Source organism: Leisingera sp. NJS204 (assembly GCF_004123675.1).
GTDB lineage: Bacteria > Pseudomonadota > Alphaproteobacteria > Rhodobacterales > Rhodobacteraceae > Leisingera.
In genome coordinates this window covers 2,693,081-2,717,217 of record NZ_CP035417.1, presented here as the reverse complement: position 1 = coordinate 2,717,217, position 24,137 = coordinate 2,693,081, and the positions used below count along the sequence as shown (strand labels likewise).

Below are 24,137 nucleotides of genomic sequence, written 5' to 3'. Positions count from 1 at the left end.
CCTTGTCCATTACCGGACGCAGCCGATTTTAAGGGCTGGCGCCGGTGCTACACATCACCGGTGTATTCGCCGCGCGCCGGGTAGTTGTTGGGAATGGCAAAATCCAGCGCCGCCACCAGTTCCGCGAAATGGGGGCGCACAAACGGCATGGTCTGCACCGCGCCGTAATACAGCGTCTGCTCAGGCGTCACCAGGAACAGGCCGGGTTCCGAGAACAGCGCGGGTTCTTCGATTCCGATCGATGTCTTGCCGCGCGAGGTCGAGATATAGAGCCCCCAGTCCTTGGCCGCCGGGAGAGGCAGGCCGTACCCAAATCGCAGGTCTTTGGCTTCGATCTTGTCGGCCATCGCGCGGGTGCGTTCTTCGCCGTCCGAGCTGATGGCGATGCAATCAACACCGCGCTCGGCAAAGGCTGCGGCCTTTTTGTCGAACTCCTTCAAATAAGTGGCGCAGATCGGGCAATGCAGGCCGCGGTAAAAGCAGATCACAGTGCCGCGTTCGGAGGTCTCCGCAGACAGGTCGAACAGGCCGTGGTCCAGCGTCGGCAGGGTCAGCTCCGGGGTCTTCTGGCGGGGGATCAGCATGGCATTGGTCCTTCGTGAGTAGTGGTGCGAGTGGTGGTTGATCAAACGTATCGCGCAGGCTACTGTCTCATAAATCCGAAAAACCTGACTGGAACACCGGAGTTTGGACCGCCTTACCACCTTGATGGACCGCTTTCAGCTCGCCGTGCTGGCCGCCGGGCCTGGCGAGGCCAATCTGATTGCGCTGGCAGATGCGGCGGGGCAGCCGGTGCGGATCCTCTATCGCCCGTGCGGCCCGCTGGCGGATCCGGACCCCGGTGCGATCATGTGGGCAGCGCGGGTGGATTGGTCGGGCAACAGCAATCCGTTCCTGGCGGCCCTGCCATCGGTGGTGGACTACGGCATCAGCAGCAATGCCGAAGCACAGGGGCTGGTGCGTCTGATGCGGGACGAGGCAGAGGGCCGGCATTGCGGCGCGCAATCGGTGATCAACCGGCTGGGGGAGGTGCTGATGGTGCGCCTCCTGCGCAACCAGATCCAGAAAGGCGCCACTGAACCGGGGCTGCTGGCAGGCCTCTCGGACCCGCGCCTCAGCAGGGCCATTGTCGCAATGCACGACCATCCGGGCCGGCTTTGGGCCAACGCCGATCTGGCGCAGGAAGCAGGCCTGTCACTGTCGCGTTTTGCGGAACTGTTTGCGTCGGAGGTGGGGGAAACCCCGATGGGGTACCTGCGCCGCTGGCGGCTGATCCTGGCGCATCAGGACCTCATCCGCGGCGACCGGGTCGAGGCGGTGGCGCGCCGCTACGCCTACAGCAGCCCCGAAGGCTTCACCCGCGCCTTCCGCAAGGCGTACGGCGTTGCGCCGGTCTCCCTGCGCACCGCGGCTGCTTGAACGCCGCAGCTTTCATCTTTCCTAAAGTACTCCCGCCGGAGGCAACGGCGCGCAGCGCCGTCCCCTTACGGTTTCCAGGCCAGGAAGTTGCCGATCATCCGCAACCCTGTCGCCTGGCTTTTTTCAGGGTGGAACTGCATGCCCAGCATCGTGTCCCGGCCAATAACCGCGGTCACGTCGCCTGCATAATCCACATGCGCCAGCCGCTCCGCCGGATCGGCGGCGCGGAAGTGGTAGGAATGCACAAAATACACGTGATCGCCGCTTTCGATGCCGTCAAACACCGGGTGGTCCGTCTCGATCACCAGATCGTTCCAGCCCATATGCGGCACCTTCAAAGATGTATCCGCAGGCGTGATCTTCACCACATCGCCGCCGACCCAGCCAAGGCCCGGTGTTTCCTGGTATTCATGCCCGGTGGTGGCCATCAGCTGCATGCCGACACAGATGCCCAGGAACGGGCGGCCCTTCTGCTCCACCGCCTCGACCATGGCGTCATAAATACCCTTGTGGCCGCGCAGTTCAGCCGCGCAGGCCGGAAAGGCGCCGTCGCCGGGCAGCACCAGCCGGTCCGCCCGCGCCACCGCATCGGCGTCGGAGGTCACCACAACCTCGCCCGCGTCCATCTCCCGCGCCATGCGCTGAAAGGCCTTTTCAGCCGAGTGCAGGTTGCCGGATTCGTAATCAATAATCGCGGTCAGCATGTCACAGCGCGCCCTTGGTCGAGGGAATCGCATCCGCCTTGCGCGGATCGGTCTCCACCGCCAGCCGCAGCGCGCGGGCGACAGCCTTGAACGCCGCCTCGGCAATGTGGTGGCTGTTGAACCCGTGCAGCTGGTCGATGTGCAGGGTGATGCCGCCGTGAGTGCTGAGCGCTTGGAAAAATTCGCGTACCAGTTCGGTGTCAAAAGCGCCGATTTTCTGGGTCGGCAGCTCGACGTTCCAGATCAGGAACGGGCGCGCCGACAGGTCCAGTGCGCAGCGCACCTGCGCGTCATCCATCGGCAAGTGGCATTCGCCATAGCGCCGGATGCCCTTTTTATCCCCCAGCGCCTGCACCAGCGCCTGACCCAGCGCGATGCCGGTGTCCTCCACTGTGTGGTGGTCGTCGATGTGGTAATCGCCCTTGGCGCGGATGGTCATGTCGATCAGCGAATGACGCGCCAGCTGGTCCAGCATGTGGTCGAAAAATCCGACCCCGGTCCGGTTGTCATAGATCCCGGTGCCGTCGAGATTGATTTCGACCGAGATATCGGTTTCCGCGGTCTGGCGGGTCACTGTGGCGGTACGCATCTGCGGGCTGTCCTTCGTCAAGCTGCAGGGGCGCTTATAGGGCGGGCAGGGGGCGTGGCTCAAGTGCGGCATTGTGCATGGGGGCCAATCTGTTGCAGCAATCCCGGTCTCTTGCGCCGCCTCCGCCGCCGTGCGAGCTTGGGCGCAAATTCCTGACCATCCAAAAGGGGCACCCATGTCCACCTGCGTCTTTGTCCAGATCCGCTGCAAACCCGGCACCACCTACAAGGTGGCCGAGGAAATCGCCCTGCGGGAAATCCACTCCGAACTTTACTCCACCAGCGGCAATTTCGACCTTTTGATGAAGCTCTACATCCCCACCGGCGAGGACGTTGGCAAATACATCAATGACCAGCTGCTGCAGATCGACGGGATTGAACGCTCGCTGACAACGATGACCTACAAGGTGTTCTGAAACAGAAAACGCCCCGCAAACCGGGGCGTTTTTTTGATTAGCTCAGGCGGCGATCAGCCCGTTGTCCTTGAGCTGTTCATAGGCCGTGCCGATGGCAGTTTTCAACCGCGCCAGCATGTCGTCAACCTCATCCTTGGTGATGATGATAGGCGGGCAGAGCGCCACAGCATTGCCTGCCACCGCCCGCAGGATCAGCCCGTTTGCTTCGCAGGCCTTCTGCGCCGCAGCCCCCGCGGCGCCTTTGTCAAAGCCCGCACCAGTGGTCTTGTTCGACACCAGCTCCAGCGCCGCAATCAGCCCCTTGCCGCGCACCTCGCCGACCAGCGGATGATCGGTGAAGATTTCGCGCAGCTGCGCCTGCATATAGGCACCCACATCCGCTGCGTGCTGAAACAGGTTGTCGCGCTCATAGATCTCCAGCGTTTTCAGTGCGGCCGCACAGGCCGCCGGGTGGCCGGAATAGGTGTAGCCGTGGCCGAACACGCCCACCTCGTTGGTCTGATCAATCATCGCCTCATACATCCAGCCGGGGATGACCGAAGCCGAAATCGGGAAATAGGCTGAGCTCAGCTGTTTGGCGAATGTCATCAGGTCCGGCTTGATGCCCATCGTAGTACAGCCGAAATCCGCCCCGGTGCGCCCGAACCCGCAGATCACCTCATCCGCCCAGACCAGAATGCCGTGTTTGCGCAGCAGCGCCTGCAGCTTCTCGTAATACCCCTCCGGCGGCACGATTACGCCCGACGCGCCGGTGATCGGCTCCACAATCATCGCGGCGATGGTTTCGGGGCCTTCGGCCAGGATCTGTTCTTCAAGGTTATTGATGATCCGGTCAACAAACTGCGCCTCCGTCTCATTGCCCTGGCGCCCGGTGTAGTAATGCGGCGAATCCGAGCGCAGGATCGACAGCGCCTCCAGCGGTGCATCGAAGTGTGCCAAGTTCGCGGGCAGCGAGGTCAGCGACCCCGCCGCCACCGTTACCCCGTGATAGCCGCGCTCGCGGGTGATGATCTTGCGCTTTTCCGGCTTGCCGATGGCGTTGAAGTAATAGCGCAGCATCTTCACGTGGGTATCATTGGCGTCCGAGCCTGAGTTGCCAAAGAAGATATAGGCATCCTCCACCGGCACCATCGCGCGCAGTTTCTCGGCCAGCTGCATGATCGGCGCATGGGTCTTGCCGCCGAAAGTGTGCGAAAACGGCAGCTTGTGCAGCTGTTCGGTGATCGCATCCACCACTTCGGTGTTGCTGTAGCCCAGCGAGGTGCACCACAGGCCCGCCAGCCCTTCGATGTATTTGTTGCCGTCCGTGTCGTAGACATAAATACCTTCGCCGCGCTCCAGGCACAGCTGCTCGGTCGCGGTGAAATTGGTGGTGGGATAGATGACAGGGGCCATGGCCAAACTCCTTGCGCGAAACACCCATGAACGTCCCATGGGGCCTATTGCCGATAGAATTGTCGCGTTTCACGAGTCGCGTCAAAGGAATTTGATCAAATTAAAGCGGCAAATGGCAGAAAAGCGAAAGGCCGCCCCGAGGGACGGCCTGTTCGGTTCCAAATGGAGCGGGCGAGGCGATTCGAACGCCCGACCCTAACCTTGGCAAGGTTATGCTCTACCCCTGAGCTACGCCCGCGCTGCCATTCGGTGAGGCGGTGAATAGGAAATCCGCGAGGTTGCTGCAAGCGGAAAATGACGGAACGGTAAAGAAAGTGCTGCAGGCCGAGGGGCTGCAAAACGCGAAAGACCGCCCCGAAGGGCGGCCTTTTCGGCTGTCGAATGGAGCGGGCGAGGCGATTCGAACGCCCGACCCTAACCTTGGCAAGGTTATGCTCTACCCCTGAGCTACGCCCGCGCTGCCATTCGATGAGCCGGTGTTTAGGGCGTTCCCAAACAGGCCGCAAGAGGAAATTTGAAGGTTTGCGCAGGTATCTGTGGATAAGCGTTATTCTTCATTTTCCAGAAATGACCTGAGCCGGATTCGCAAGGCATCCCGATCCTTGGTTTCGCATTCCCAGACGGTCAGCACCTGCCAGCCCGCGGCCTGCAGGGCGGCCAGCTGCTCCGCGTCGCGCTGGGTGTTGCGCAGCAATTTGGGTTCCCAATAGTCGCGGCGCGATGCTGGAATGCGCCCGTCGCGGCACTCATGCAGATGCCAGAAACAGCCATGCACAAAGATCACTTTGCGACGCGGGCCGAACACCAGATCAGGCTTGCCGGGCAGGTCTTTGCGGTGCAGCCGGTAGCGAAAGCCAAGCCCGTGCACCATCCGCCGCACCAGCATCTCCGGCTTGGTGTGCTTGCCGCGGATCTTTGCCATATTGGCACTGCGCCGCTCGGGTGTCAGGCTGTCGGCCATTCCACGTGATGCCTGGATTGTTCCACCATGCGGGCATGGTAGCTGCTTTCAATCCGGCAGGAAACAAAAGCACTGGCCGGGCAGGGCGGCAGCTCCAGCGCCTTGATCAGCTGGGCGTCCTTCTGACCCTCCAGCAGCACGATCTGCTCGCGGGCCAGAACATCGCGGGTGCCATGGCCGCCATCGGCCCGGATCCGGCGCATGAAGTCCTTCTGCTGCGCCACCGCCTCCACCACGTCGCGCGGAATCGGGCGCCCTCGGATCAGCCGGAACAGCTGCGCCATCCGTTCATTGCCCGTGGCGCCCGCAAAGATCTGCTCCACCGCCGCCTCGTCCGCGATACGCCAGAAATTGGCGGGGTAAGGCTGATCCTTCAGCAGCCACAGGATATGGCGGAACCCTTCCGCCGAAATGCTGCGCTTGGCGTCCTTGTTCTGACCAGCTGTCAGGTATTCACGCCGGGCAATGACCAGCCCCAGATAGCAGCGCGCCCGCACCTCATCCGCCGCCACCAGCAGGCAGGCGCAATCCAGCGCCTCGGTCGGGATCATCCAATTGCTGCCCATCGTGTGCTTGATGTCCACGTCCCGGCCCAGGATCTCGGTATCCAGCCGCCCCTTGCGCAAGCGCAGCAGCGCCCGCAGCTCAATCTCGACCCTGGTGCCGATATAGGTCTTTTCGGTCTTCTCAAGTTCTTCATAGGCGCGCCGCCCGGTCTTGGGCGTCATGATCACATCGTCAATGCACTGGCGCAGCATCTGCGGCACGTCGTGTTCCAGCGCCAAGGCACCGCCTGCACGCGTCGTGATCTCCTCCGCCAGTTCGCAAAGGACTGTGAAATCCGGGTGGCCGGGACGGACAAGACTGTCGGGAAGTTTCTGTTTCATACAGCGTTCCGCCCGGACAATAGGCCGGGCAGCGCCCGACCCTGCCCACGGGAAGACGCTTCGCTCCCGCCCAAGGCCGGGCGCTGCCCTTGGCTCTGGACTGACGGGGAGGCTTTAGGCCCGCACAGCATGCAGCTTCGGCTTGGCAATTGCCGCCCTCAGCTCGCGTGCAACAGCTTCGGCCACCGGCGGTGGAAAGGCGTTGCCGACCTGGCGGTAGGCATTGGTTTTCGCGCCGGTGAAATGCCACGCATCCGGGAAGCCCTGAATACGCGCTACCATCCGCACCGTGAGGCGCGGCATGTCGTTGTGGAACGGGTCCGGCGCCTCATAGGCGATTGTGCGCCCTTCAACCCCCAAGGCCGCCCAGGCCCGCCGCGCCCGGGTCGGACCCAGATCAGGCCCGCCGTGTTTCTTGGAACCGCCGACGATGGTGGGAGCAATTTCATCCGCCTTGGCGGCCCAGTCCTCCGCCCCGCGCCAGCCGCGTTCCTTCATCAGGTCGATGAGGGTGGCACCAACGGTCGGCGGGTTGTACGGCAACGGTTCAGGCCAGTTGAACTGGCCGGCGAACTCTTTGCGCAACGCAACAATCGCAACCCGCGGCCGCAGCTGCGGCACGCCGTAATCCGATGCATTCAGCAGCCGCCAATCGGTCTCATATCCCAGTTTCGACAACTGCTTCTTCAGCTTTTCGCGGTAGTCATGGAACACCGCATCCAGAAAACCGCGCACGTTTTCGATCATCACCGCGCGGGGGCGGGTGGCATCGACAATCTCGATCGCGTCGTCAAACAGGTTGCGCTCGTCCTTTTCGCCCAACTGCTTGCCCGCTACGGAAAACGGCGGGCAGGGCAGGCCGCCGGCCAGCAGATCGATGCCTTTATAGTCGCCCGCCACGTCTTTGAATTTACGCACGTCTTCTTCCAGCACATTCCAGGCGGGGCGGTTGTGGCGCAGGGTGGCGCAGCAATGCTTGTCGATCTCAACCAGCGCCGTGTGGTCAAAGCCCGCCGCCTCCAGCCCCAAGGCCTGGCCGCCCGCGCCTGCGCATAGTTCTACCGATGTCAGCATTCTGCTCTGCCCGTGTGTTCGTGTTCTTGCTCTGTTCCTATGCGCAAAGGTGATTCCGCACAAGGATTTCTGCTCGGGGCAGGGTACGCGCAAATCGCCAAAAGCGAAAGGCCGCCCCGAGGGACGGCCTGTTCGGTTCCAGATGGAGCGGGCGAGGCGATTCGAACGCCCGACCCTAACCTTGGCAAGGTTATGCTCTACCCCTGAGCTACGCCCGCGCTGCCATCCGGTGAGCGGTGATTTAGGGCGTCGCCGTCCGCGCTGCAAGAGGAAAACCGGCGGCAGATGAAAAAAATCTGCACCCGCCGCGACGGAAGCGGCCAGACTGTGCGTTTCACTCACAAACCAGCGGAACTTTTCAGGAGGGATTGGATCATGCTTTGGAAGGACTGCCTGCGGATCACTGGCCTGGGTGCGGCAATTGCCTTGGGCTTGCTTGCGCACGGCGTGCAGCGCCACAGCACACCGCAAGCGGACAGCTGGGCCGGCCAGATTGATGGGATAAAGCCAGTGCAGGTTGAAACCGTAACCTTGCCGGACCCTGAAGCATTCAACGCCTGACATTGAGGCAAACCGTTTCCCGGCTCGGTAAACGGCCAAAAATCCTGCGAGGATTTTCGGGTGATCCCAGTTGCGGACCGCCCCGGTTTTCCGGGCGGAAAAACTGGCCGGAAAACCGGCCTGACTTCCCGCGCAATTCCGCATTGGCCGCGCAATAGAAAAAGGGCGCCCCTCCAACCGGCAGGGCGCCCCTTCTTTCTTTGTGCCAGCTGAGAAGTTTACTCCAGCTCGACCAAAAGGTCCTTGGCGTCGATCTGGGTGCCGGCCTGGACGTGCACGGCCTTGACCACCGCGTCGCGTTCGGCGTGGATGCCGGTTTCCATCTTCATCGCTTCGATGGTCAGCAGCATGTCGCCCTCGTGGACCTGCTGGCCGACCTGCACCGCGACCGAGGCGACAACCCCCGGCATTGGCGCACCGACATGGTTTGCATTGCCAACTTCGGCCTTGGCGCGCTGTTCGGTCGAGGCCTTGACCAGACGGTTCGGCACCCGGATCACGCGGGGCTGGCCGTTCAGTTCAAAGAAGACCTTCACTTCGCCCTTCACGTCGGTCTCGGAAATCGCCTGCAAGCGGATCTCCAGGGTCTTGCCCGGATCGATCTCGGCGGTGATCTCCTCGCCTGGCTCCATGCCGTAAAAGAACGTGCGGGTCGGCAGGCTGCGCACCGGGCCGTACTGGCGGTGGCGGCCCATGTAATCCAGGAACACCTTCGGGTACATCAGGTAGCCGTTCAGGTCCTCGTCATCGACGGTGAAGCCTTCCAGCTCTTTCGACAGCTCGGCGCGGACCGCTTCTAGGTCCACCGCGTCCAGATGCGCGCCGGGGCGTTCGACATTGGGCGCTTCGCCTTTCAGCACCTTGGAGACGATGCCCGCAGGGAAGCCGCCCGGAGGCTGGCCCAGGTTGCCGCGCATCATGTCGACAACCGAGTCGGGGAAGGCCACATCGCTTTCCGGGTTCTCGACCTCATCGCGGGTCAGGCCCTGGCTGACCATCATCAGCGCCATGTCGCCAACCACCTTGGACGACGGTGTCACCTTGACGATATCGCCGAACATCTGGTTCACGTCAGCATAGGTCTGCGCCACATCAGACCACTTCTCTTCCAGACCCAGACTGCGGGCCTGCGCTTTCAGGTTGGTGAACTGGCCGCCCGGCATCTCGTGCAGGTACACTTCAGAAGCCGGCGCCGCGAGGCCCGATTCAAAGGCCGCATACTGCGCCCGCACCTGTTCCCAGTAACCGGAGATTTCGCGCACTGCTGCGATGTCGATGCCGGTATCGCGGTCGGTGTTGCGCAGGCCTTCGACGATGGAACCCAGGCAGGGCTGCGAGGTGCCGCCGGAAAACGCGTCCATCGCCGCGTCTACAGCGTCTACACCGGCATCCGCAGCGGCCAGAATGGTCGCCCCGGCAATGCCCGAAGTGTCATGAGTGTGGAAATGGACCGGCAGGCCGACCTCTTCCTTCAGCGCCTTGACCAGCTGGCGGGCCGCGGCGGGTTTCAGCAGGCCCGCCATGTCTTTCAGGCCCAGAACATGGGCGCCTGCGGCCTCCAGCTCCTTGGCCATGCCGACATAATACTTCAGGTCGTATTTGGCGCGGTTCGGGTCCAGGATGTCGCCGGTATAGCAGATGGTGCCTTCGCAGACCTTGCCGCTCTCGACCACGGCGTCCATCGCGACGCGCATGTTTTCAACCCAGTTCAAGCTATCGAAGACGCGGAACACATCGACGCCGGTCTTTGCGGCCTGGCGCACGAATTCCTGCACCACATTGTCCGGATAGTTGGTATAGCCGACGCCGTTGGAGGCGCGCAGCAGCATCTGGGTCATCACGTTCGGCATCCGCTCGCGCAGATCGCGCAGGCGCTGCCAGGGGCATTCCTGCAGGAAGCGGTAGGCCACATCAAACGTCGCGCCGCCCCAGCATTCCACCGAGAACAGCTGGCTGAGGTTCTGCGCATAGGCCGGCGCCACCTTGATCATATCGATCGAGCGCATCCGGGTCGCCAGCAGCGACTGATGCCCGTCGCGCATGGTGGTGTCGGTGAGCAGCAGCTGGCGCTGCGCCTTCATCCAGTCAGCAACGGCTTGCGCGCCCTTTTGCTCCAGCAGGTTGCGGGTGCCATAGGGCTGATTGCCCGGCTCCGCATGCGGCGCGCGCGGCTCTTTCAGGTCGGCGGCAGGGGCGGCGCGGCCTTCGGTCTCCGGGTGGCCGTTCACCGAAATGTCGGCAATATAGGTCAGCACCTTGGTACCGCGGTCGCGGCGGCGCTTGAACTGGAACAGCTCCGGCGTCTCGTCGATGAACTTGGTGGTATAGGTGTTGTCGAGGAAGGTCGGGTGCTTCAGCAGGTTCTCGACAAAGGCAATGTTGGTCGACACTCCGCGCACCCGGAACTCGCGCAGCGCGCGGTCCATTCGGGCAATCGCTTTTTCCGGGGTCTGCGCCGAGGCGGTGACCTTGGTCAAGAGCGAGTCATAATAGCGGGTGATCACGCCGCCCGCATAGGCGGTGCCGCCATCCAGGCGGATGCCCATGCCGGTCGCGGACCGGTAGGCGGTGATGCGGCCATAATCGGGGATGAAGTTGTTCAGCGGATCCTCGGTGGTCACCCGGGTCTGCAGCGCGTGGCCGTTGAGGCGGATGTCATCCTGGCTGGCTTTGCCGGTGGCCTCGGCCAGGGTTTTGCCTTCGGCGATCAGGATCTGCGCCTGCACGATGTCGATGCCGGTGACCTCTTCGGTCACGGTGTGTTCCACCTGCACCCGCGGGTTCACTTCGATGAAGTAGAACTTGCCGTCATTCATATCCATCAGGAATTCGACAGTGCCGGCACATTCATAATTCACATGCTGGCAGATCTTGCGGCCCAGATCGCAGATCTCGGAGCGCTGCTCATCGGTCAAATAGGGGGCAGGCGCGCGTTCGACAACTTTCTGGTTGCGGCGCTGCACCGAGCAGTCGCGCTCAAACAGGTGGTAGATCTCACCATGCTTGTCGCCCAGGATCTGCACCTCGACGTGGCGGGCGCGGATGATCATCTTCTCCAGATAACCCTCGCCGTTGCCAAAGGCGGCTTCCGCTTCGCGGCGGCCTTCCAGCACTTTCTCTTCCAGCTCATCCTCGCTGTGGATCGGCCGCATGCCGCGGCCGCCGCCGCCCCAGGACGCTTTCAGCATCAAGGGGTATCCGACCTCAGCCGCTTCCTTGCGGATCGCGTCCATGTCATTGCCCAGCACCTCGGTGGCGGGAATGACCGGCACGCCGGCTTCAACCGCAACCCGGCGCGCACTGGCCTTGTCACCCAGCGCGCGCATGGTTTCAGCCTTGGGGCCAATGAATGTGATGCCGTTGCGCGCACAGGCATCGACAAACTCCGGGTTTTCCGACAGCAGGCCGTATCCGGGGTGGATCGCATCGGCGCCGCATTCCTTGGCAACACGGATGATTTCGTCAATCGACAGATAGGCGGCCACCGGGCCCATGCCTTCGCCGATCCGGTAGGCCTCGTCCGCCTTGAACCGGTGCAGGCCGAGCTTGTCTTCCTCGGCATAGACAGCGACGGTGCGTTTGCCCATTTCGTTGGCGGCGCGCATCACGCGGATGGCGATCTCACCACGGTTGGCAATCAGGATCTTTTTGAAGTCGGTCATTTCACCCTCGGGGTCCGTGCAAGTTGGTGCAGTGTTAGGCGGATACTAACGAACCGCACAACCGTAGTTCTGGGTATTTCCGGCATGATTGCGCTCTCAAGCGGCCTCTTTTGTCATTCCTCATCTGCTGTTTGCCCGCTGCCCGGTCTAATCGGGGGATTGGGGGCATGGCGCTAACAGGTGCAGATTCTGCTGGAATTCTGCACTTGCAGCATGATTTTGTAACTATTTTTCTGCGTCGCAGCGGGCAAATGATGCAACTGCTGCGTCATTTTCGCGCAATTCCTCGGATTTTGTCCGAATTGCGCCAAATCTGCGTGCAATCAGTCCAGTTCACGCTGCTGCAGGTTGCGGATTTCACCAAGGCAGGGCAGGCCAAGCTGGCTCATATTCGCCTGCATATCTTTGGCAAGCATATCAATCAGGTGGTCCGGTCCCACAGTGCCAAGTGCCGCCAGCGCATAGTGGAAGGCGCGGCCCAGCATGACAAAATCCGCCCCCAGCGCCAGCGCCCGCAGGATATCCAGCCCGCCTTCGATACCGCTGTCAAAGATCAGCGGCAGATCCACCGCGGCGCGGATGTCCGGCAGCAGATCGATGGCGGCGGGGCAGCCGTCGAACTGACGGCCGCCGTGGTTGGATATCCAGACCGCATCGGCGCCGGCCTCCTGCAGCTGCACGGCATCTTCGGCGCGCAGCACCCCTTTGATGATAAAGGTGCCGTCCCAGTTGCGCCGCAGCCAATGCACATAGTCCCAGTCCGGCGAAGTGCGCAGCAGATATCCGATATGGGCGGTTGGCGGCAAATTCACCTGCTCGCCTGAGATGTATTTGTCCAGCGTCCGCATCCGCGGCATGCCCCGCCCTTCAAGACGCCGGCGCGCCATTCCCAGCGCCCAGGCCGGGCGCTGCGCGATCTGCGCCAGCAGCCGCGGGGTCAGCCGCGGCGGCTGGGTCAGGCCGGAGCGGGTCTGCCGTTCGCGGCGCGACGCTGCTGGCACATCCACCGTCAGCACCAACGTCTTGAAGCCGGCATCCCGCGCCCGCGCCAGCAGGTCGCCGCGGATGGTCTCGTCCTTGGGCGGGTAGAGCTGAAACCAGGCATCATCGCCCAGATGCGGCGCCAGATCCTCGGGCGATTGGCTGGCAACCGTTGACAGGCAATAAGGAATACCGGCCGCAGCGGCGCTGCGGGCCAGGGTAGCTTCGGCATCGGGCCAGATCAAGCCGGACATGCCCACGGGCGCAATGCCAAATGGCAGGGCAGGGCGGCGGCCGAGACACGGCACCGCAAGGTCCGGCTCCATCGGGCCATGTAGCACCGAGGGCAGAAACCCTATGCGGTCCAAGCCCGTCCGGTTCCGGGCCCGCGCCGCCTCAGCCCCGGTGCCGCTGTCCAGATAGTCCCAGACAAAGCGGGGCAGCCGCCGCTTGGCGCGGCGCTTCAGGTCTTCAAGGCCGGGGTATCGCTGATGCAGATCCATGCGGGCATTGGTACGCGGCGATGCGGATTCCGCAAGAAAAAGCGCCGCCGCCCGCAGGCACCACCAAATCAGGCCTTATGCAGCCGCGCCCTTGGCATCGTCCTGCGCGCCGCCGGTATCAGAACGGGCAGCCGGATTGCGGGGCACCGGTGCGGCGCTTTCGGCAACACAGACCTGGTTGCGGCCCTTTGCCTTGGCGTCATACAGCGCTTCATCCGAGGCGCGCAGCAGATCCTGCGGCATGGTGCCATGGGCCGGATAATGCGCAACACCCAGTGATATGGTGATCCGCGGCAGTGCCTTTTCGCCATAGCGCACAACAACGTCTTCCACGGCCTGGCGCACCATCTCGGCCTTGGTCATCACATCTTCCTGGCTGGCGCCCGGCACGATCAGCGTGAATTCCTCGCCGCCGGGGCGGCAGGCCACCTCGTCGCCGTCGCAGGCCTGTTCCAGCACCGACCCCACCGCGCGCAGCACCATGTCGCCGGCGTCATGGCCGTGGTTGTCGTTGAATTTCTTGAAGTGATCCACATCGATAGAAATAATGCTCAGCCGCTGGCCGCTGCTTTGGCTGGCATTGATGCTTTTGCGCAAGGTCTCCGTCATGTGGCGGCGGTTGAACAGCCCGGTGAGCGGATCGCGCACCGACTGGTCATGCAACTGGTCGCGCATCCGCACATTGGCAATCGCCATCGAGATCTGCTCGGCGCACATCTGGGCCAGCTTCTTGCTGCTGACGAATTCCGGGCATTCGTCCTTGATCGCCTGCAGGTGCATCAGACCGACGGTCTCGCCATGGGCCAGGATCGGAAAGCAGTAATAGCGCCTGCCATCATGCGGCTCGGCGTGCTCGCAGACAAATTCAATCTCCGAGGAGCCGAATTCATAGGTCCGGCCCCGGCGCAGGCCCCAGCATTCCTCGGGGTGGATGTGGTCCTTGTGGCTGCCGCCGTTCCAGCTGGCGCAGCCGTCCAGCACATCGCGCGAATTGGAGTAGACATAAACACTGCCCTCAGCGGTTGGCAGAATATGGGTCATAAAGCGGGCGACCATATCAAACAGCTCATCCAAGGAGCGGCTGGACTGCAGCCATTCATTCAGCTCCCCCAGCAGCTGAACTTCGCGCGCCAGCCGCAGCTGTTCATCCAGAATGCCGCGCTCGGTCTCATTGCGCTGGCGCAGCTGATTCATGCTGAACCGGTTGGTTTTGAACACCACATAGACCGCAATGGTCATAGCCAGTAGTGCAATTGAGGTCAGCACGATCAGCGACAGCTGGGCGCGGCGGATGAAGGTCTGCCGCAGGTCGGTGATGTCGGTGTAAAAGTCGATGGCCCCGTCGAAATGCCCGTTATGCATCAAAGGCACATAGACCTGTGCAACTTCCCGTGTGATACTGCTGTCGTATCCGTTGCTTTGCAAAGGGAAGCCGTCCACCTCATACGCCGGCAGTGCGTTGTGCATGTAGTAAGACTCGCCGCGTGCAACCTGTGTGGAAAAAAACGCATTGGTTTCATATTCCCCGATCTCGTCGCTGCGCGAGGACCAGAAAATCTCACCTGCGGCTGTCAGCAGGCGGTAGCGGAAAACATCCGTCTCCTGTGGCAGCAGTGACAGCATGTGGGCATCATGAGGCTGGACGCTGCCCTCTTCAAAGGAGTCCTCGACATCGGCCAGGTGCAGGATAACCCGCTGCTGCCAATGCTGGGCTTGCTTGCGAATGTCGTCCTCCAGCATCCGGTCCACAATTGGAGCCGGTACTGCGAAAACGGCCCAGATAGACGCAGCCGTGGCCACGATCAGGACAAGGATCAGCGACATGCTGCGGATCTTTTCCGCAAGGCTGGATCTCAAATTATTTTTCATATTCCGGTGCCAAAAGTAGTTAGTATTAATGCGGTTGTGCGCTCCTGCGAGTGTAGGCGGGATTGATTGCGGTACCGTTAACCTGACATAAGCGTTAAGGAATTTTTCTGTGGCAGCATCCTTGGGCGGGGCTTGAAACGGGTCTGGCCGGGACCGACATTGACCCGTGAACAGACTGTGAACGTCCTCTTTCCGCCGCGCTTGAATCAGGCTAGGATCACCCGCATGAGCAGCTTTGACGAAATGGACGCCTTTGAAGGCGCATCATTGTCGGCCCGCGCCATGGGTGCGCGGCCGATGCCTTATCTGGACAGCCTTAACCCGGCGCAGCGCGAAGCGGTGGAGTGCCTGGATGGTCCCGTGCTGATGCTGGCGGGGGCCGGCACCGGCAAGACCAAGGCGCTGACGACGCGGATTGTGCATCTGCTCAGCACCGGCCGGGTGCGCCCGAACGAGATCCTGTCGGTCACCTTCACCAACAAGGCCGCCCGCGAGATGAAGGAACGCGTGGGCGGTATGCTGGGGCAGGCGGTCGAAGGCATGCCGTGGCTTGGCACCTTCCATTCGGTCTGCGTGAAACTGCTGCGCCGCCATGCCGAACTGGCGGGCCTGAAATCGAATTTCACCATTCTCGATACCGATGACCAGATCCGGCTGCTGAAACAGCTGATCAAGGCGGAAGGCATCGACGACAAGCGCTGGCCCGCGCGGATGCTGGCAAATATCATTGACGACTGGAAAAACCGGGCGCTGACACCGGACAAGGTTCCGGCCGGCGACGCCAGCGCCTACAACAACCGGGGCACGGAATTTTATGCCCAATACCAGACCCGCCTGCGCGAGCTGAACGCCGTCGATTTCGGCGACCTGCTGCTGCACATGGTGACGATCTTCCAGAACCACCCGGACGTGCTGGAGCAATACCAGCGCTGGTTCCGCTACATCATGGTGGATGAATATCAGGATACCAACGTGGCGCAGTACCTGTGGCTGCGGCTGCTGGCGGGCAAGCACAAGAACGTCTGCTGCGTTGGCGACGACGACCAGTCGATCTATGGCTGGCGCGGCGCCGAGGTCGGCAACATCCTACGGTTTGAAAAGGATTTTCCTGGTGCCATGGTGGTGCGGCTGGAACAGAACTACCGCTCCACCGGGCATATCCTCGCTGCCGCCTCAAACGTGATCCGCGGCAATCAGGGCCGCCTGGGCAAGGAACTGTGGACGGCTGCCGGCGACGGCGAAAAACTCCGCTTGATCGGCCATTGGGACGGCGAAGAAGAAGCCCGCTGGATCGGTGAAGAGATCGAGGCGCAGCAGCGCGGCACCCGCGGCCAGGCTCCGATTGGTCTGAACAGCATGGCTATTCTCGTGCGCGCCTCGCACCAAATGCGCGCGTTTGAGGACCGGTTTCTGACCATCGGCCTGCCATACCGTGTGATCGGCGGCCCGCGTTTCTATGAGCGGCTCGAAATCCGCGATGCGATGGGATATTTCCGCGTTGTGGTCTCCCCCGACGACGATCTGGCGTTTGAACGCATCGTCAACACGCCGAAACGCGGCCTTGGCGACAAGGCGCAGCAGACCATCCAGGGCCTCGCCCGTGAAAACGGTGTGTCCTTGGTCGAAGGGGCGCGGCTGGCGGTTGAGGGCGGGTATATCAAGGGCAAGGGCGGCGGCGCGCTGCGCCAGCTGGTCGAGGGCATTGCCCGCTGGGGCCGCATGGCCGGCGACGCCGACATCACCCATATGGAACTGGCCGAAATCATCCTGGATGAGAGCGGCTACACAACCATGTGGCAGAACGACAAAAACCCGGATTCACCCGGCCGTCTGGAAAACCTCAAGGAACTGGTGAAGGCGCTGGAAAACTTCGAGAACCTGCAGGGCTTCCTCGAACACGTCAGCCTGGTGATGGACAATGACAAGCAGGACGCCGACGAGAAGGTCTCGATCATGACCCTGCACGCCGCCAAGGGCCTGGAATTCCCCGCCGTGTTCCTGCCGGGCTGGGAGGACGGATTGTTCCCCTCGCAGCGCTCAATGGATGAAAGCGGCCAGAAGGGGCTCGAGGAAGAACGCAGGCTGGCCTATGTGGGCATCACACGGGCCGAGCAGATCTGCACCATCTCTTTTGCCGGCAACCGCCGGGTGTTCGGCCAATGGCAATCACAGCTGCCCTCGCGTTTCATCGACGAGCTGCCGGAGGAACACGTCGAAGTACTGACTCCGCCGGGCCTATACGGCGGCGGTTATGGTGCTGCGGCACCGGGTGGTACTATGGGCAGTACTATGGGCGGCGGGCAGGTCCGCGCCACCATCGAAGAGAAAATGGCACAGGCCGATGGCTACAACTCACCTGGCTGGAAGCGGATGCAGGCCCGCGCAGGCGAGCGCGGGATGTCGCAGCCCAAGGAGAACAAGCATCAGGTGATCGACCTCACTGCCACGTCCAGCTTCACCCTGGGCGAACGCGTGTTCCACCAGAAATTCGGTTATGGCGCGATCACCGGTATCGAGGGCGACAAGCTGGAAGTGGACTTTGAGAAGGCAGGCATCAAGAAAGTGGTCGCCCGTTTCATCTCGGCCACCGACGACGTGCCTTTCTGATTAACCCCTTAACGCCGGATTGACCGGCGGATCGGATCGCGCAGCGATCCGATCCGGGCGCAGGCGCGGCGGGCAGCTTTGCTGCCCGCCGCGCCTGCGCCGCCCCTTCCTTCCCGGTTTACGCAAAACGGACAGGCAAAGGCCTGGCTGCAAATGCTTGCGGCCTGCGGGTGGGGTGTCCGGGTGTTCAGAACGCAAAAACGGCGGTGCCCAGGGAGGAGGAGGGGCACCGCCGTTCTGTCAAACACCGGAATTCAGGGAGGAGGAGATCCCGGTGATCCAAGCCCGGCTGTTAACCGGTATAAGGTGCGGCGGCATCAGGGAGGAGGAGGATGCCACCGCCAAAGCCAGGCCCTTCAAGGGAGGAGGAGAAAAGGCCTGATCTCTATTAGTTGTTCTCGTAAGCGGCCTGATAGGCGACGCGCTGGATCTCAGACCGGTTCAGGCCCAGATCCGCCAGATCGCGTGCTGTCAGCGCCGACAGTTCATTGACGGTCTTGCGGTACAGCCGATAGCGAACGAATTTCACCATCAGCGCATCCAGGAAGCCAACCGGGGATGCAATGTTCACCGCGGAGATCTGTTGTGCTGCTGCCATCGTTCTGTTCCTTCGTCTGACCGTATCGTCGTATCCGTCCGGCACCATCCCGGCGCCGCTTGAGGGGTAATTTAGGGATCTTGCGCAGAGTCGCAATCCCGTGCGTCGTCAATGCTGCTATGCAGCATTTGCATGGGTGACCCTAGGGTATGCCTTTGTAAAGGGTCACTAAATTCAGCGTGCCGTTGCGCAGATGTATAATTTTCATGCGCGGGGCTGCAGTCCGCGCATGGCTGGCGGCGCGGTCTGTTGACGGATGCGGCCCTTGGCCCCGCAGCCGGGGCCGCGGCAATCACGCAACACGGGTTCCAAGGCGTATGGCGGACACATATATAGGGCCGGACAACACGCAGGAGAGCAGTCATGGCGGTCACTCAGGATCAGATTCGCGAAATACTGGAGCGGCTGGCCTTGCCGGACGGCGGCACGCTGGTGTCGCGCGACATGCTGCGCGCTTTGCGCATCGACGGCAGCAAGGTGAGCTTTGTGATCGAAGCGCCCAGCCCCGAGATCGCCAAGCTGATGGAGCCTTTGCGCAAAGCCGCCGAGGCCGCGGTGCTATCGCTGGACGGGGTTGAGGCTGTCTCTGCCGCGCTCACCGCCCATGCCGCGCAGCAGCCCGCGCCCAGCCTTAAGGTCGGCGGCCACCCGAAACCGCAGGCCGGGCCGCTGAAACCCGCGGGCGTCCAGCGCATCCTGGCGATTGGGTCCGGCAAGGGCGGGGTGGGGAAATCCACCGTGTCGTCAAACCTTGCCGTGGCGCTGGCCAGGCAGGGCCGCAAGGTCGGCCTCTTGGACGCCGATATCTACGGCCCCTCCCAGCCGCGGATGATGGGCGCAACAGGCCGCCCTGCCAGCCCTGACGGCAAGAATATTGAACCGCTGCACGCCCACGGCGTCACCCTGATGTCGATCGGCTTTATGCTGGAGGAGGGCAAGGCGGTGGTCTGGCGCGGCCCGATGCTGATGGGGGCGCTGCAGCAGATGCTGGGGCAGGTGAACTGGGGTGAGCTGGATGTGCTGATCGTCGACCTGCCGCCCGGCACCGGCGATGTGCAGCTGACGCTTTGCACCAAAACAGAGCTGACCGGCACCATCGTGGTTTCCACCCCGCAGGATGTGGCGCTGCTGGATGCACGCAAGGCAATGGATATGTTCAAGACGCTGAAAACCCCGGTGCTGGGCCTGATCGAGAACATGTCCTTTTTCACCTGCCCCGATTGCGGCGGCGAGCATCACATTTTTGGCCATGGCGGTGTTGCGGCTGAGGCGGAGGCGCTTGGCCTGCCGCTTCTGGGTGCCCTGCCGATTGACCTGGAAACCCGGCTGGCCGGCGACAGCGGCACACCCATCGCTGCGGGCGAGGGGCCAATGGCGCAGGCCTATGCGCGGATTGCCGAGGGTCTGATCGGCGGCGGCATGGCCTGACCCCGGCAGGCTTCTGTCTCGTTCCCGATGCAATGTCCTGGATGGCCCGCCTGATTGGCGGGCCTTTTGCTGTTTGGTCCCCTTGATCGGGTGCAGATGGGATTGCCCGCCCGGTTTGGGCGTCAGTGCGGCAGCCTGTCCCGCATCGGACCGCATGGGACCGGCGGGCGTGTATGGGGCAGCCGGGAATTCACGGGGCCTGCGGGAATTCATGGGCGCCATGGGAAATCATGGCCCGAATTGCCCCGCACCTCTCTTGAAGGTGCGAATCACGCGGTATTGAGGCGTTGATACCGGAGTATTCCGCCGCCTTCTTTGCGGATGGATGCGAACGTAAGGGGAATATTCGTGGCTGAAGCGAGTCTTCGTGTCGAATCGCGGGAAACTATGGGAAAAAAATAGCAGGTGCAACTGGCCCCTATATATGGTGTTCACGATTGATTGATGCACAACAAGTTTGCGATTTTGCCTCAATTAGGTCACGAATCTCTTGCGAATCCCTGTTGCTGTTGGCAGCCGTTCGATGATTTCCCGCAGAAAACAGTTGCAGGACCATCATTTCCCATAGTATCCCTATTACATCGAATGAGACGAGGGACGGGGCGCCAAACGACCCCAAGCCAAACTAAAAGAGCAGGTTTCATACAGGCCTTCGCTTTCATCGAACCAAGAGATCCGGCGCGCGAGCGAGCAGACATCCCCCCAGGTGGCGTGCGCAGTCGGACATCCCGCATAGCGGGCCAAGGCGGCGGGTTGATCAGTGGCAGCAGATCAACCCGCCCCTTTTCATTCTGGGGATCGGATTTACGCGAGGGACGCGCGGAAAAGGAACGGTAAGTTGGGCCGCAGGTTCAGAGGCGAAAGCCACCACAAGGTGGACAGTAAGGGGCGGGTGTCAATTCCGGCCTCTTTCCGCCGTGTGCTGGAGGCCGCCGACCCCAACTGGAAATCCGGCGACAGCCCCGAACTGGTCATCGTTTACGGCGATCACCGCCGCCCGTTCCTGGAATGCTATACAATGGAAGCCATCGACGAGGTGGACGCCAAGATCGCCGCCCTGCCGCGCGGCTCCAAACCGCGCAAGATCCTGGAACGCATGTTCAACGGCCAATCCTTGCCGACCAACGTGGATGACACCGGCCGCCTTGTGCTGCCTGCCAAGCTGCGTCAGAAGATCGGCCTGGATGGCGAAGCTTTCTTTATTGCGTCCGGCGATACCTTCCAGATCTGGAACCCCGGGACCTATGAAGAGGTCGAAATGGCGGAAGCCGAGAAACTGATGGAAGACCTGCCCGAGGATTTCGATCCCCTGGAATTCCTAGATGGCGCCGGAGGCGTTTGACTTATGACCCAGGACCAAAACGCTGCCAATGGTCCCCACATTCCCGTCCTTCTGCGCCCGCTGCTGCAGGCCGTGGCTCCGGTCACGGGCCGCTGGCTGGATGGCACATTCGGTGCGGGCGGCTATACCCGCGGGCTGCTTGAGGCCGGCGCTGACGAAGTTACCGGGGTTGACCGCGACCCGCTGGCGTTTGAGATGGCCAAACCCTGGGCCGCGGATTACGGCGACCGCCTGATCCTGCAGCAGGGGGTGTTCTCCCGCATGGATGAATATGCGCAAGGTCTCGATGGTGTGGTGCTGGACCTTGGTGTCTCTTCTATGCAGCTGGACCTGGCCGAGCGCGGCTTCTCCTTTATGCGGGACGGGCCGCTGGACATGCGGATGTCGCAGTCGGGACCTTCAGCCGCCGATCTGATTGCCGAGCTGGATGAGGTGCAGATCGCTGACATCCTGTTCCACTACGGCGAAGAACGCGCCAGCCGCCGCATCGCCAAGGCGATTGTCCGTGAACGCACGATTGAACCGATCACCAGCACTTTGCGCCTTGCCAAGATCATTGAAAGCTGCCTGCCGCGCCCCAAGCCCAACCAGTCGCACCCGGCGACCCGCAGCTTTCAGGGCCTGCGCATCGCAGTAAACGCCGAATATGACGAGCTGTTCGAGGGGATGCTGGCCGCCGAGCGCGCGCTGAAACCCGGCGGATTGCTGGCTGTGGTCACCTTTCACTCGGTCGAGGACCGGATGGTCAAACGCTTCTTTCAGCACCGCGCGGGCAAAACCGGCCGCGCCAACCGCTATGCGCCGGAGCAGGAAGATACGCCCAACCAGTTCGAACTGGTCACCCGCAAGGCCGTCGGCCCCGACGATCAGGAACTGGCGGAAAACCCCCGCTCCCGCTCCGCCCGCCTGCGGGTCGGACGCCGCACGGCTGCTGAACCCGGACCGATCTCGGCCAAGGAACTTGGAATGCCGCAGCTGAAAGAGGCGCGCAAATGAAGACCCTGCTGTATGCCGCAACCTGCCTGGCCGTCTTTGGCCTGGCCTTCTGGGCCTACCGCGAAAACTACGCCACCCAGCAGGTGCTGAAGGATACCCGCGCCCTGCAGGGCCAGATCGGTGCGGCGCAGGTGCGGCTTAGCGTGCTGCGCGCCGAATGGGCCTATCTCAACCGGCCGCAGCGGCTGCGCGAGCTGGCGGATATCAATTTCGACAGCCTGGGCCTGTTGCCGCTGCGCCCTGATCAGTTCGGCCGGGTGGATGAGGTTTCATATCCCGAACCCGAAGAGCTGGTGATCACCGAAGGCGTTGAGGTGTCGGGCTTGAACCTGAGGAGCCAGCCATGATCCGCACCCCGCTCCGCCCGCTGGCGCGGGTTCTTCATGCCCGCGCAACCGGCGAAAACCCGGATGTGATCGAAGAAGAAAACATCAGCCTGCGGCATCAGGAAATGCAGGTGCAGTCCCGTCAGCGCGCCGAGGGGCGGCTGCTGGTGCTGGGGCTGTTCTTTGTCTGTGCCTTTGGCGCCATCACTGCGCGCATGGGCATGACGGCGGTGTCGGAGCCGTCCGAGCCCGTCGCCAGCGTTGCCGGCAGCGTCATCGCCGCGCAGCGGGCCGACATTGTTGACCGCAACGGCAGCCTGCTGGCCACCAATTTCGAGACCCATTCCCTGTATGCCCAGCCGCCGCAGATGATTGATCCCATCGGCGCGGCAGAGCAGTTGGTGCAGATCTTCCCGGACCTTGAACTCGACCGTTTGATCCGGGATTTTACGGGCAAGCGCAAGTTCCTGTGGGTAAAGAAGAAAATCAGCCCCGAGCAGCTTCAGGCGGTGCATGACATCGGCGATCCCGGCCTGATGTTCGGCCCGCGCGAGATGCGTCTGTACCCCAATGGCAGCCTGGCTGCCCATGTGCTGGGAGGTGCCGGATTCGGCAAGGAGGGCGTGAACGCCGCCGAAGTGATCGGTGTGGCAGGCGTTGAACGCCAGTTCGACAGCTACCTGCGCAACCCGGCCAATGCGGGCAAGCCGCTGCAACTGTCGCTGGACCTCACCGTGCAGGCCGCAGCCGAGCAGGTACTGTATGGCGGCATGAAGCTGATGAACGCCAAAGGCGCAACTTCGATCCTGATGGATGCCCATACCGGAGAGGTGATCTCGGTTGTGTCCTTCCCGGATTTCGATCCCAACGACCGTCCGCGCCCGCCGGCCTCGGGCTTTGATCCGTCGGTCAGCCCGCTGTTCAACCGCGCGGTGCAGGGGGTGTACGAGCTTGGCTCCACCTTCAAGATCTTCACTGCAGCGCAAGCGATGGAGCTGGGGCTGGTTGGCGCCGACACCGTGATCGACACCCGCGGCCCGTTGCGTTGGGGCCGCTTTGCGATCCGTGATTTCCGCAACTACGGCAACGAGTTGTCGGTGACCAAGATCATCGTCAAATCCTCCAACATCGGCACCGCACGGCTGGCGCAGCAGATCGGGGTGGAGCGGCAGAAAAGCTTCCTTGATACGCTGGGCATGCTGGAGCCGACCCCGTTTGAGATTTCCGAGGCCAAGGGCGGCAAGCCGCTGCTGCCCGCCAACTGGTCCGAACTGTCGGCGATGACCATTTCCTATGGCCACGGCATTTCCACCACGCCGATGCATCTGGCGGCGGGTTATGCGGCGATTGCCAATGGCGGGCGTTATGTGGCGCCGACGATTCTGAAACAGGCGGCACCGCAGCCGGGTGAACGGGTGCTGAGCGAAAGCACCGCCGCCGCCGCGCGCAAAATGTTGCGCAAGGTGGTCAGCGAAGGCACCGCGTCGTTTGCCGAGGTCGAGGGCTATCAGGTGGGCGGCAAGACCGGCACGGCTGACAAGCCCAAGCCGCAGGGCGGCTATTATGATGACAAGGTAATTGCCACTTTTGCCTCTATTTTTCCGGCACATGACCCGAAATACGTGCTGATCGTGACGCTGGACGAACCCTCTATCATTGCCCATGGCGAGGAGCGCCGCACCGCAGGCTGGACCGCGACCCCGGTTGCGGCTGAGATGATCGGCCGGGTCGCGCCGCTGTTGGGCCTGCGTCCGCAAGTTGAACCCGCAGAGGTGACTGGTATAACCCTCACCTCGAACTGAACCAGGGCAGAGGGCCGC

The 24,137-nt window shown here is 62.4% G+C and carries 20 protein-coding genes and 3 tRNA genes; 9 read left to right on the top strand and 14 right to left on the bottom strand.

Translation table 11 applies throughout. The features are described from left to right. Positions 1-47: 47 nt before the first annotated feature. A complete protein-coding gene (locus tag ETW24_RS13335) occupies positions 48-584 on the bottom strand; it encodes a peroxiredoxin-like family protein (protein ID WP_129371503.1) in 537 nt (178 codons plus the stop codon). Positions 585-687: 103 nt separating this feature from the next. Between ETW24_RS13335 and ETW24_RS13330 the strand changes: the two genes are divergently transcribed. Beyond that, positions 688-1,419 (top strand): AraC family transcriptional regulator, encoded by a 732-nt coding sequence (locus tag ETW24_RS13330; RefSeq protein WP_129371502.1) that lies wholly within the window; start codon positions 688-690, stop codon positions 1,417-1,419. Between the two features lie 65 nt (positions 1,420-1,484). Here ETW24_RS13330 and hisH read toward each other — a convergent pair whose 3' ends face one another. Together hisH and hisB are read right to left on the bottom strand one after the other, a co-directional pair. Continuing rightward, entirely contained in the window at positions 1,485-2,123 is a 639-nt protein-coding gene (gene hisH, locus ETW24_RS13325) for an imidazole glycerol phosphate synthase subunit HisH (RefSeq protein ID WP_129371501.1), read from the bottom strand. A gap of 1 nt (position 2,124) precedes the next feature. Next, positions 2,125-2,712 (bottom strand): imidazoleglycerol-phosphate dehydratase HisB, encoded by a 588-nt coding sequence (hisB, locus tag ETW24_RS13320; RefSeq protein WP_129371500.1) that lies wholly within the window; start codon positions 2,710-2,712, stop codon positions 2,125-2,127. A gap of 175 nt (positions 2,713-2,887) precedes the next feature. On the opposite strand from hisB, the gene ETW24_RS13315 reads away from it, so the two are divergent. Further along, on the top strand, positions 2,888-3,127 hold the full coding sequence (locus ETW24_RS13315) for an Lrp/AsnC family transcriptional regulator (protein WP_129371499.1): 240 nt from the start codon (positions 2,888-2,890) through the stop codon (positions 3,125-3,127). Between the two features lie 42 nt (positions 3,128-3,169). On the opposite strand, the gene ETW24_RS13310 is transcribed toward ETW24_RS13315, so the two are convergent. The 7 genes from ETW24_RS13310 to ETW24_RS13280 all read right to left on the bottom strand — a co-directional run bounded on the left by ETW24_RS13310 (position 3,170) and on the right by ETW24_RS13280 (position 7,662). Further along, complete coding sequence (locus ETW24_RS13310; protein ID WP_129371498.1) at positions 3,170-4,522, bottom strand: aminotransferase; 1,353 nt, start codon at positions 4,520-4,522, stop codon at positions 3,170-3,172. A 163-nt stretch (positions 4,523-4,685) separates the two neighbouring features. Beyond that, positions 4,686-4,760 (bottom strand) — tRNA-Gly (locus tag ETW24_RS13305). Positions 4,761-4,904: 144 nt separating this feature from the next. After that, positions 4,905-4,979, bottom strand: a tRNA-Gly gene (locus tag ETW24_RS13300). Positions 4,980-5,069: 90 nt separating this feature from the next. Continuing rightward, a complete protein-coding gene (locus ETW24_RS13295) occupies positions 5,070-5,483 on the bottom strand; it encodes a very short patch repair endonuclease (RefSeq protein WP_129371497.1) in 414 nt (137 codons plus the stop codon). After that, complete coding sequence (locus ETW24_RS13290) at positions 5,468-6,370, bottom strand: NaeI family type II restriction endonuclease (RefSeq protein WP_129371496.1); 903 nt, start codon at positions 6,368-6,370, stop codon at positions 5,468-5,470. The genes ETW24_RS13295 and ETW24_RS13290 overlap by 16 nt, the downstream gene beginning before the upstream one ends. A gap of 114 nt (positions 6,371-6,484) precedes the next feature. Beyond that, complete coding sequence (locus tag ETW24_RS13285) at positions 6,485-7,444, bottom strand: DNA cytosine methyltransferase (RefSeq protein ID WP_129371495.1); 960 nt, start codon at positions 7,442-7,444, stop codon at positions 6,485-6,487. Between the two features lie 143 nt (positions 7,445-7,587). Then, positions 7,588-7,662: transfer RNA gene (locus ETW24_RS13280), tRNA-Gly, on the bottom strand. A 157-nt stretch (positions 7,663-7,819) separates the two neighbouring features. Between ETW24_RS13280 and ETW24_RS13275 the strand changes: the two genes are divergently transcribed. Then, positions 7,820-8,005, top strand: a complete 186-nt coding sequence (locus ETW24_RS13275; RefSeq protein WP_129371494.1) for a hypothetical protein — start codon at positions 7,820-7,822, stop codon at positions 8,003-8,005. A gap of 218 nt (positions 8,006-8,223) precedes the next feature. On the opposite strand, the gene ETW24_RS13270 is transcribed toward ETW24_RS13275, so the two are convergent. The 3 genes from ETW24_RS13270 to ETW24_RS13260 all read right to left on the bottom strand — a co-directional run bounded on the left by ETW24_RS13270 (position 8,224) and on the right by ETW24_RS13260 (position 15,020). Next, positions 8,224-11,667: a pyruvate carboxylase gene (locus ETW24_RS13270; protein WP_129371493.1), complete on the bottom strand. Its 3,444-nt coding sequence runs from the start codon at positions 11,665-11,667 to the stop codon at positions 8,224-8,226. 323 nt (positions 11,668-11,990) lie between these two features. After that, a complete protein-coding gene (locus tag ETW24_RS13265) occupies positions 11,991-13,151 on the bottom strand; it encodes an alpha-hydroxy acid oxidase (protein ID WP_129371492.1) in 1,161 nt (386 codons plus the stop codon). 75 nt (positions 13,152-13,226) lie between these two features. Then, positions 13,227-15,020, bottom strand: a complete 1,794-nt coding sequence (locus tag ETW24_RS13260) for a sensor domain-containing diguanylate cyclase (protein WP_129371491.1) — start codon at positions 15,018-15,020, stop codon at positions 13,227-13,229. 225 nt (positions 15,021-15,245) lie between these two features. Here ETW24_RS13260 and ETW24_RS13255 point away from each other — a divergent pair, with 225 nt between their 5' ends. After that, complete coding sequence (locus ETW24_RS13255) at positions 15,246-17,627, top strand: ATP-dependent helicase (RefSeq protein WP_129371490.1); 2,382 nt, start codon at positions 15,246-15,248, stop codon at positions 17,625-17,627. 388 nt (positions 17,628-18,015) lie between these two features. On the opposite strand, the gene ETW24_RS13250 is transcribed toward ETW24_RS13255, so the two are convergent. Continuing rightward, positions 18,016-18,225 (bottom strand): DUF1127 domain-containing protein, encoded by a 210-nt coding sequence (locus ETW24_RS13250; protein WP_129371489.1) that lies wholly within the window; start codon positions 18,223-18,225, stop codon positions 18,016-18,018. A 363-nt stretch (positions 18,226-18,588) separates the two neighbouring features. On the opposite strand from ETW24_RS13250, the gene ETW24_RS13245 reads away from it, so the two are divergent. From ETW24_RS13245 to ETW24_RS13225, 5 genes are all read left to right on the top strand, one after another. Further along, positions 18,589-19,653, top strand: a complete 1,065-nt coding sequence (locus ETW24_RS13245; protein WP_129371488.1) for an Mrp/NBP35 family ATP-binding protein — start codon at positions 18,589-18,591, stop codon at positions 19,651-19,653. An 838-nt stretch (positions 19,654-20,491) separates the two neighbouring features. Then, complete coding sequence (mraZ, locus tag ETW24_RS13240) at positions 20,492-20,995, top strand: division/cell wall cluster transcriptional repressor MraZ (RefSeq protein ID WP_129371487.1); 504 nt, start codon at positions 20,492-20,494, stop codon at positions 20,993-20,995. A gap of 3 nt (positions 20,996-20,998) precedes the next feature. Further along, the gene (gene rsmH / locus ETW24_RS13235; protein WP_129371486.1) at positions 20,999-21,991 is read left to right on the top strand and encodes a 16S rRNA (cytosine(1402)-N(4))-methyltransferase RsmH; all 993 of its coding nucleotides are present in this window, start codon (positions 20,999-21,001) and stop codon (positions 21,989-21,991) included. Beyond that, complete coding sequence (ftsL, locus tag ETW24_RS13230; RefSeq protein WP_129371485.1) at positions 21,988-22,338, top strand: cell division protein FtsL; 351 nt, start codon at positions 21,988-21,990, stop codon at positions 22,336-22,338. Before rsmH ends, ftsL begins: the two co-directional genes overlap by 4 nt. Then, positions 22,335-24,119: a peptidoglycan D,D-transpeptidase FtsI family protein gene (locus ETW24_RS13225; protein WP_129371484.1), complete on the top strand. Its 1,785-nt coding sequence runs from the start codon at positions 22,335-22,337 to the stop codon at positions 24,117-24,119. Before ftsL ends, ETW24_RS13225 begins: the two co-directional genes overlap by 4 nt. Positions 24,120-24,137 lie beyond the last annotated feature (18 nt).

Bases quoted from the DNA above. Each gene is read 5' to 3' on its own strand.
- rsmH (WP_129371486.1), top strand. From the start codon at position 20,999: ATGACCCAGGACCAAAACGCTGCCAATGGTCCCCACATTCCCGTCCTT.
- ETW24_RS13285 (WP_129371495.1), bottom strand. From the start codon at position 7,444: ATGCTGACATCGGTAGAACTATGCGCAGGCGCGGGCGGCCAGGCCTTG.
- ETW24_RS13295 (WP_129371497.1), bottom strand. From the start codon at position 5,483: ATGGCCGACAGCCTGACACCCGAGCGGCGCAGTGCCAATATGGCAAAG.
- ETW24_RS13245 (WP_129371488.1), top strand. From the start codon at position 18,589: ATGGCGGTCACTCAGGATCAGATTCGCGAAATACTGGAGCGGCTGGCC.
- ETW24_RS13250 (WP_129371489.1), bottom strand. From the start codon at position 18,225: ATGGCAGCAGCACAACAGATCTCCGCGGTGAACATTGCATCCCCGGTT.
- ftsL (WP_129371485.1), top strand. From the start codon at position 21,988: ATGAAGACCCTGCTGTATGCCGCAACCTGCCTGGCCGTCTTTGGCCTG.
- ETW24_RS13225 (WP_129371484.1), top strand. From the start codon at position 22,335: ATGATCCGCACCCCGCTCCGCCCGCTGGCGCGGGTTCTTCATGCCCGC.
- hisH (WP_129371501.1), bottom strand. From the start codon at position 2,123: ATGCTGACCGCGATTATTGATTACGAATCCGGCAACCTGCACTCGGCT.
- ETW24_RS13335 (WP_129371503.1), bottom strand. From the start codon at position 584: ATGCTGATCCCCCGCCAGAAGACCCCGGAGCTGACCCTGCCGACGCTG.
- ETW24_RS13275 (WP_129371494.1), top strand. From the start codon at position 7,820: ATGCTTTGGAAGGACTGCCTGCGGATCACTGGCCTGGGTGCGGCAATT.
- ETW24_RS13315 (WP_129371499.1), top strand. From the start codon at position 2,888: ATGTCCACCTGCGTCTTTGTCCAGATCCGCTGCAAACCCGGCACCACC.
- ETW24_RS13260 (WP_129371491.1), bottom strand. From the start codon at position 15,020: ATGAAAAATAATTTGAGATCCAGCCTTGCGGAAAAGATCCGCAGCATG.
- ETW24_RS13265 (WP_129371492.1), bottom strand. From the start codon at position 13,151: ATGGATCTGCATCAGCGATACCCCGGCCTTGAAGACCTGAAGCGCCGC.
- ETW24_RS13290 (WP_129371496.1), bottom strand. From the start codon at position 6,370: ATGAAACAGAAACTTCCCGACAGTCTTGTCCGTCCCGGCCACCCGGAT.
- ETW24_RS13310 (WP_129371498.1), bottom strand. From the start codon at position 4,522: ATGGCCCCTGTCATCTATCCCACCACCAATTTCACCGCGACCGAGCAG.
- hisB (WP_129371500.1), bottom strand. From the start codon at position 2,712: ATGCGTACCGCCACAGTGACCCGCCAGACCGCGGAAACCGATATCTCG.
- ETW24_RS13270 (WP_129371493.1), bottom strand. From the start codon at position 11,667: ATGACCGACTTCAAAAAGATCCTGATTGCCAACCGTGGTGAGATCGCC.
- ETW24_RS13255 (WP_129371490.1), top strand. From the start codon at position 15,246: ATGAGCAGCTTTGACGAAATGGACGCCTTTGAAGGCGCATCATTGTCG.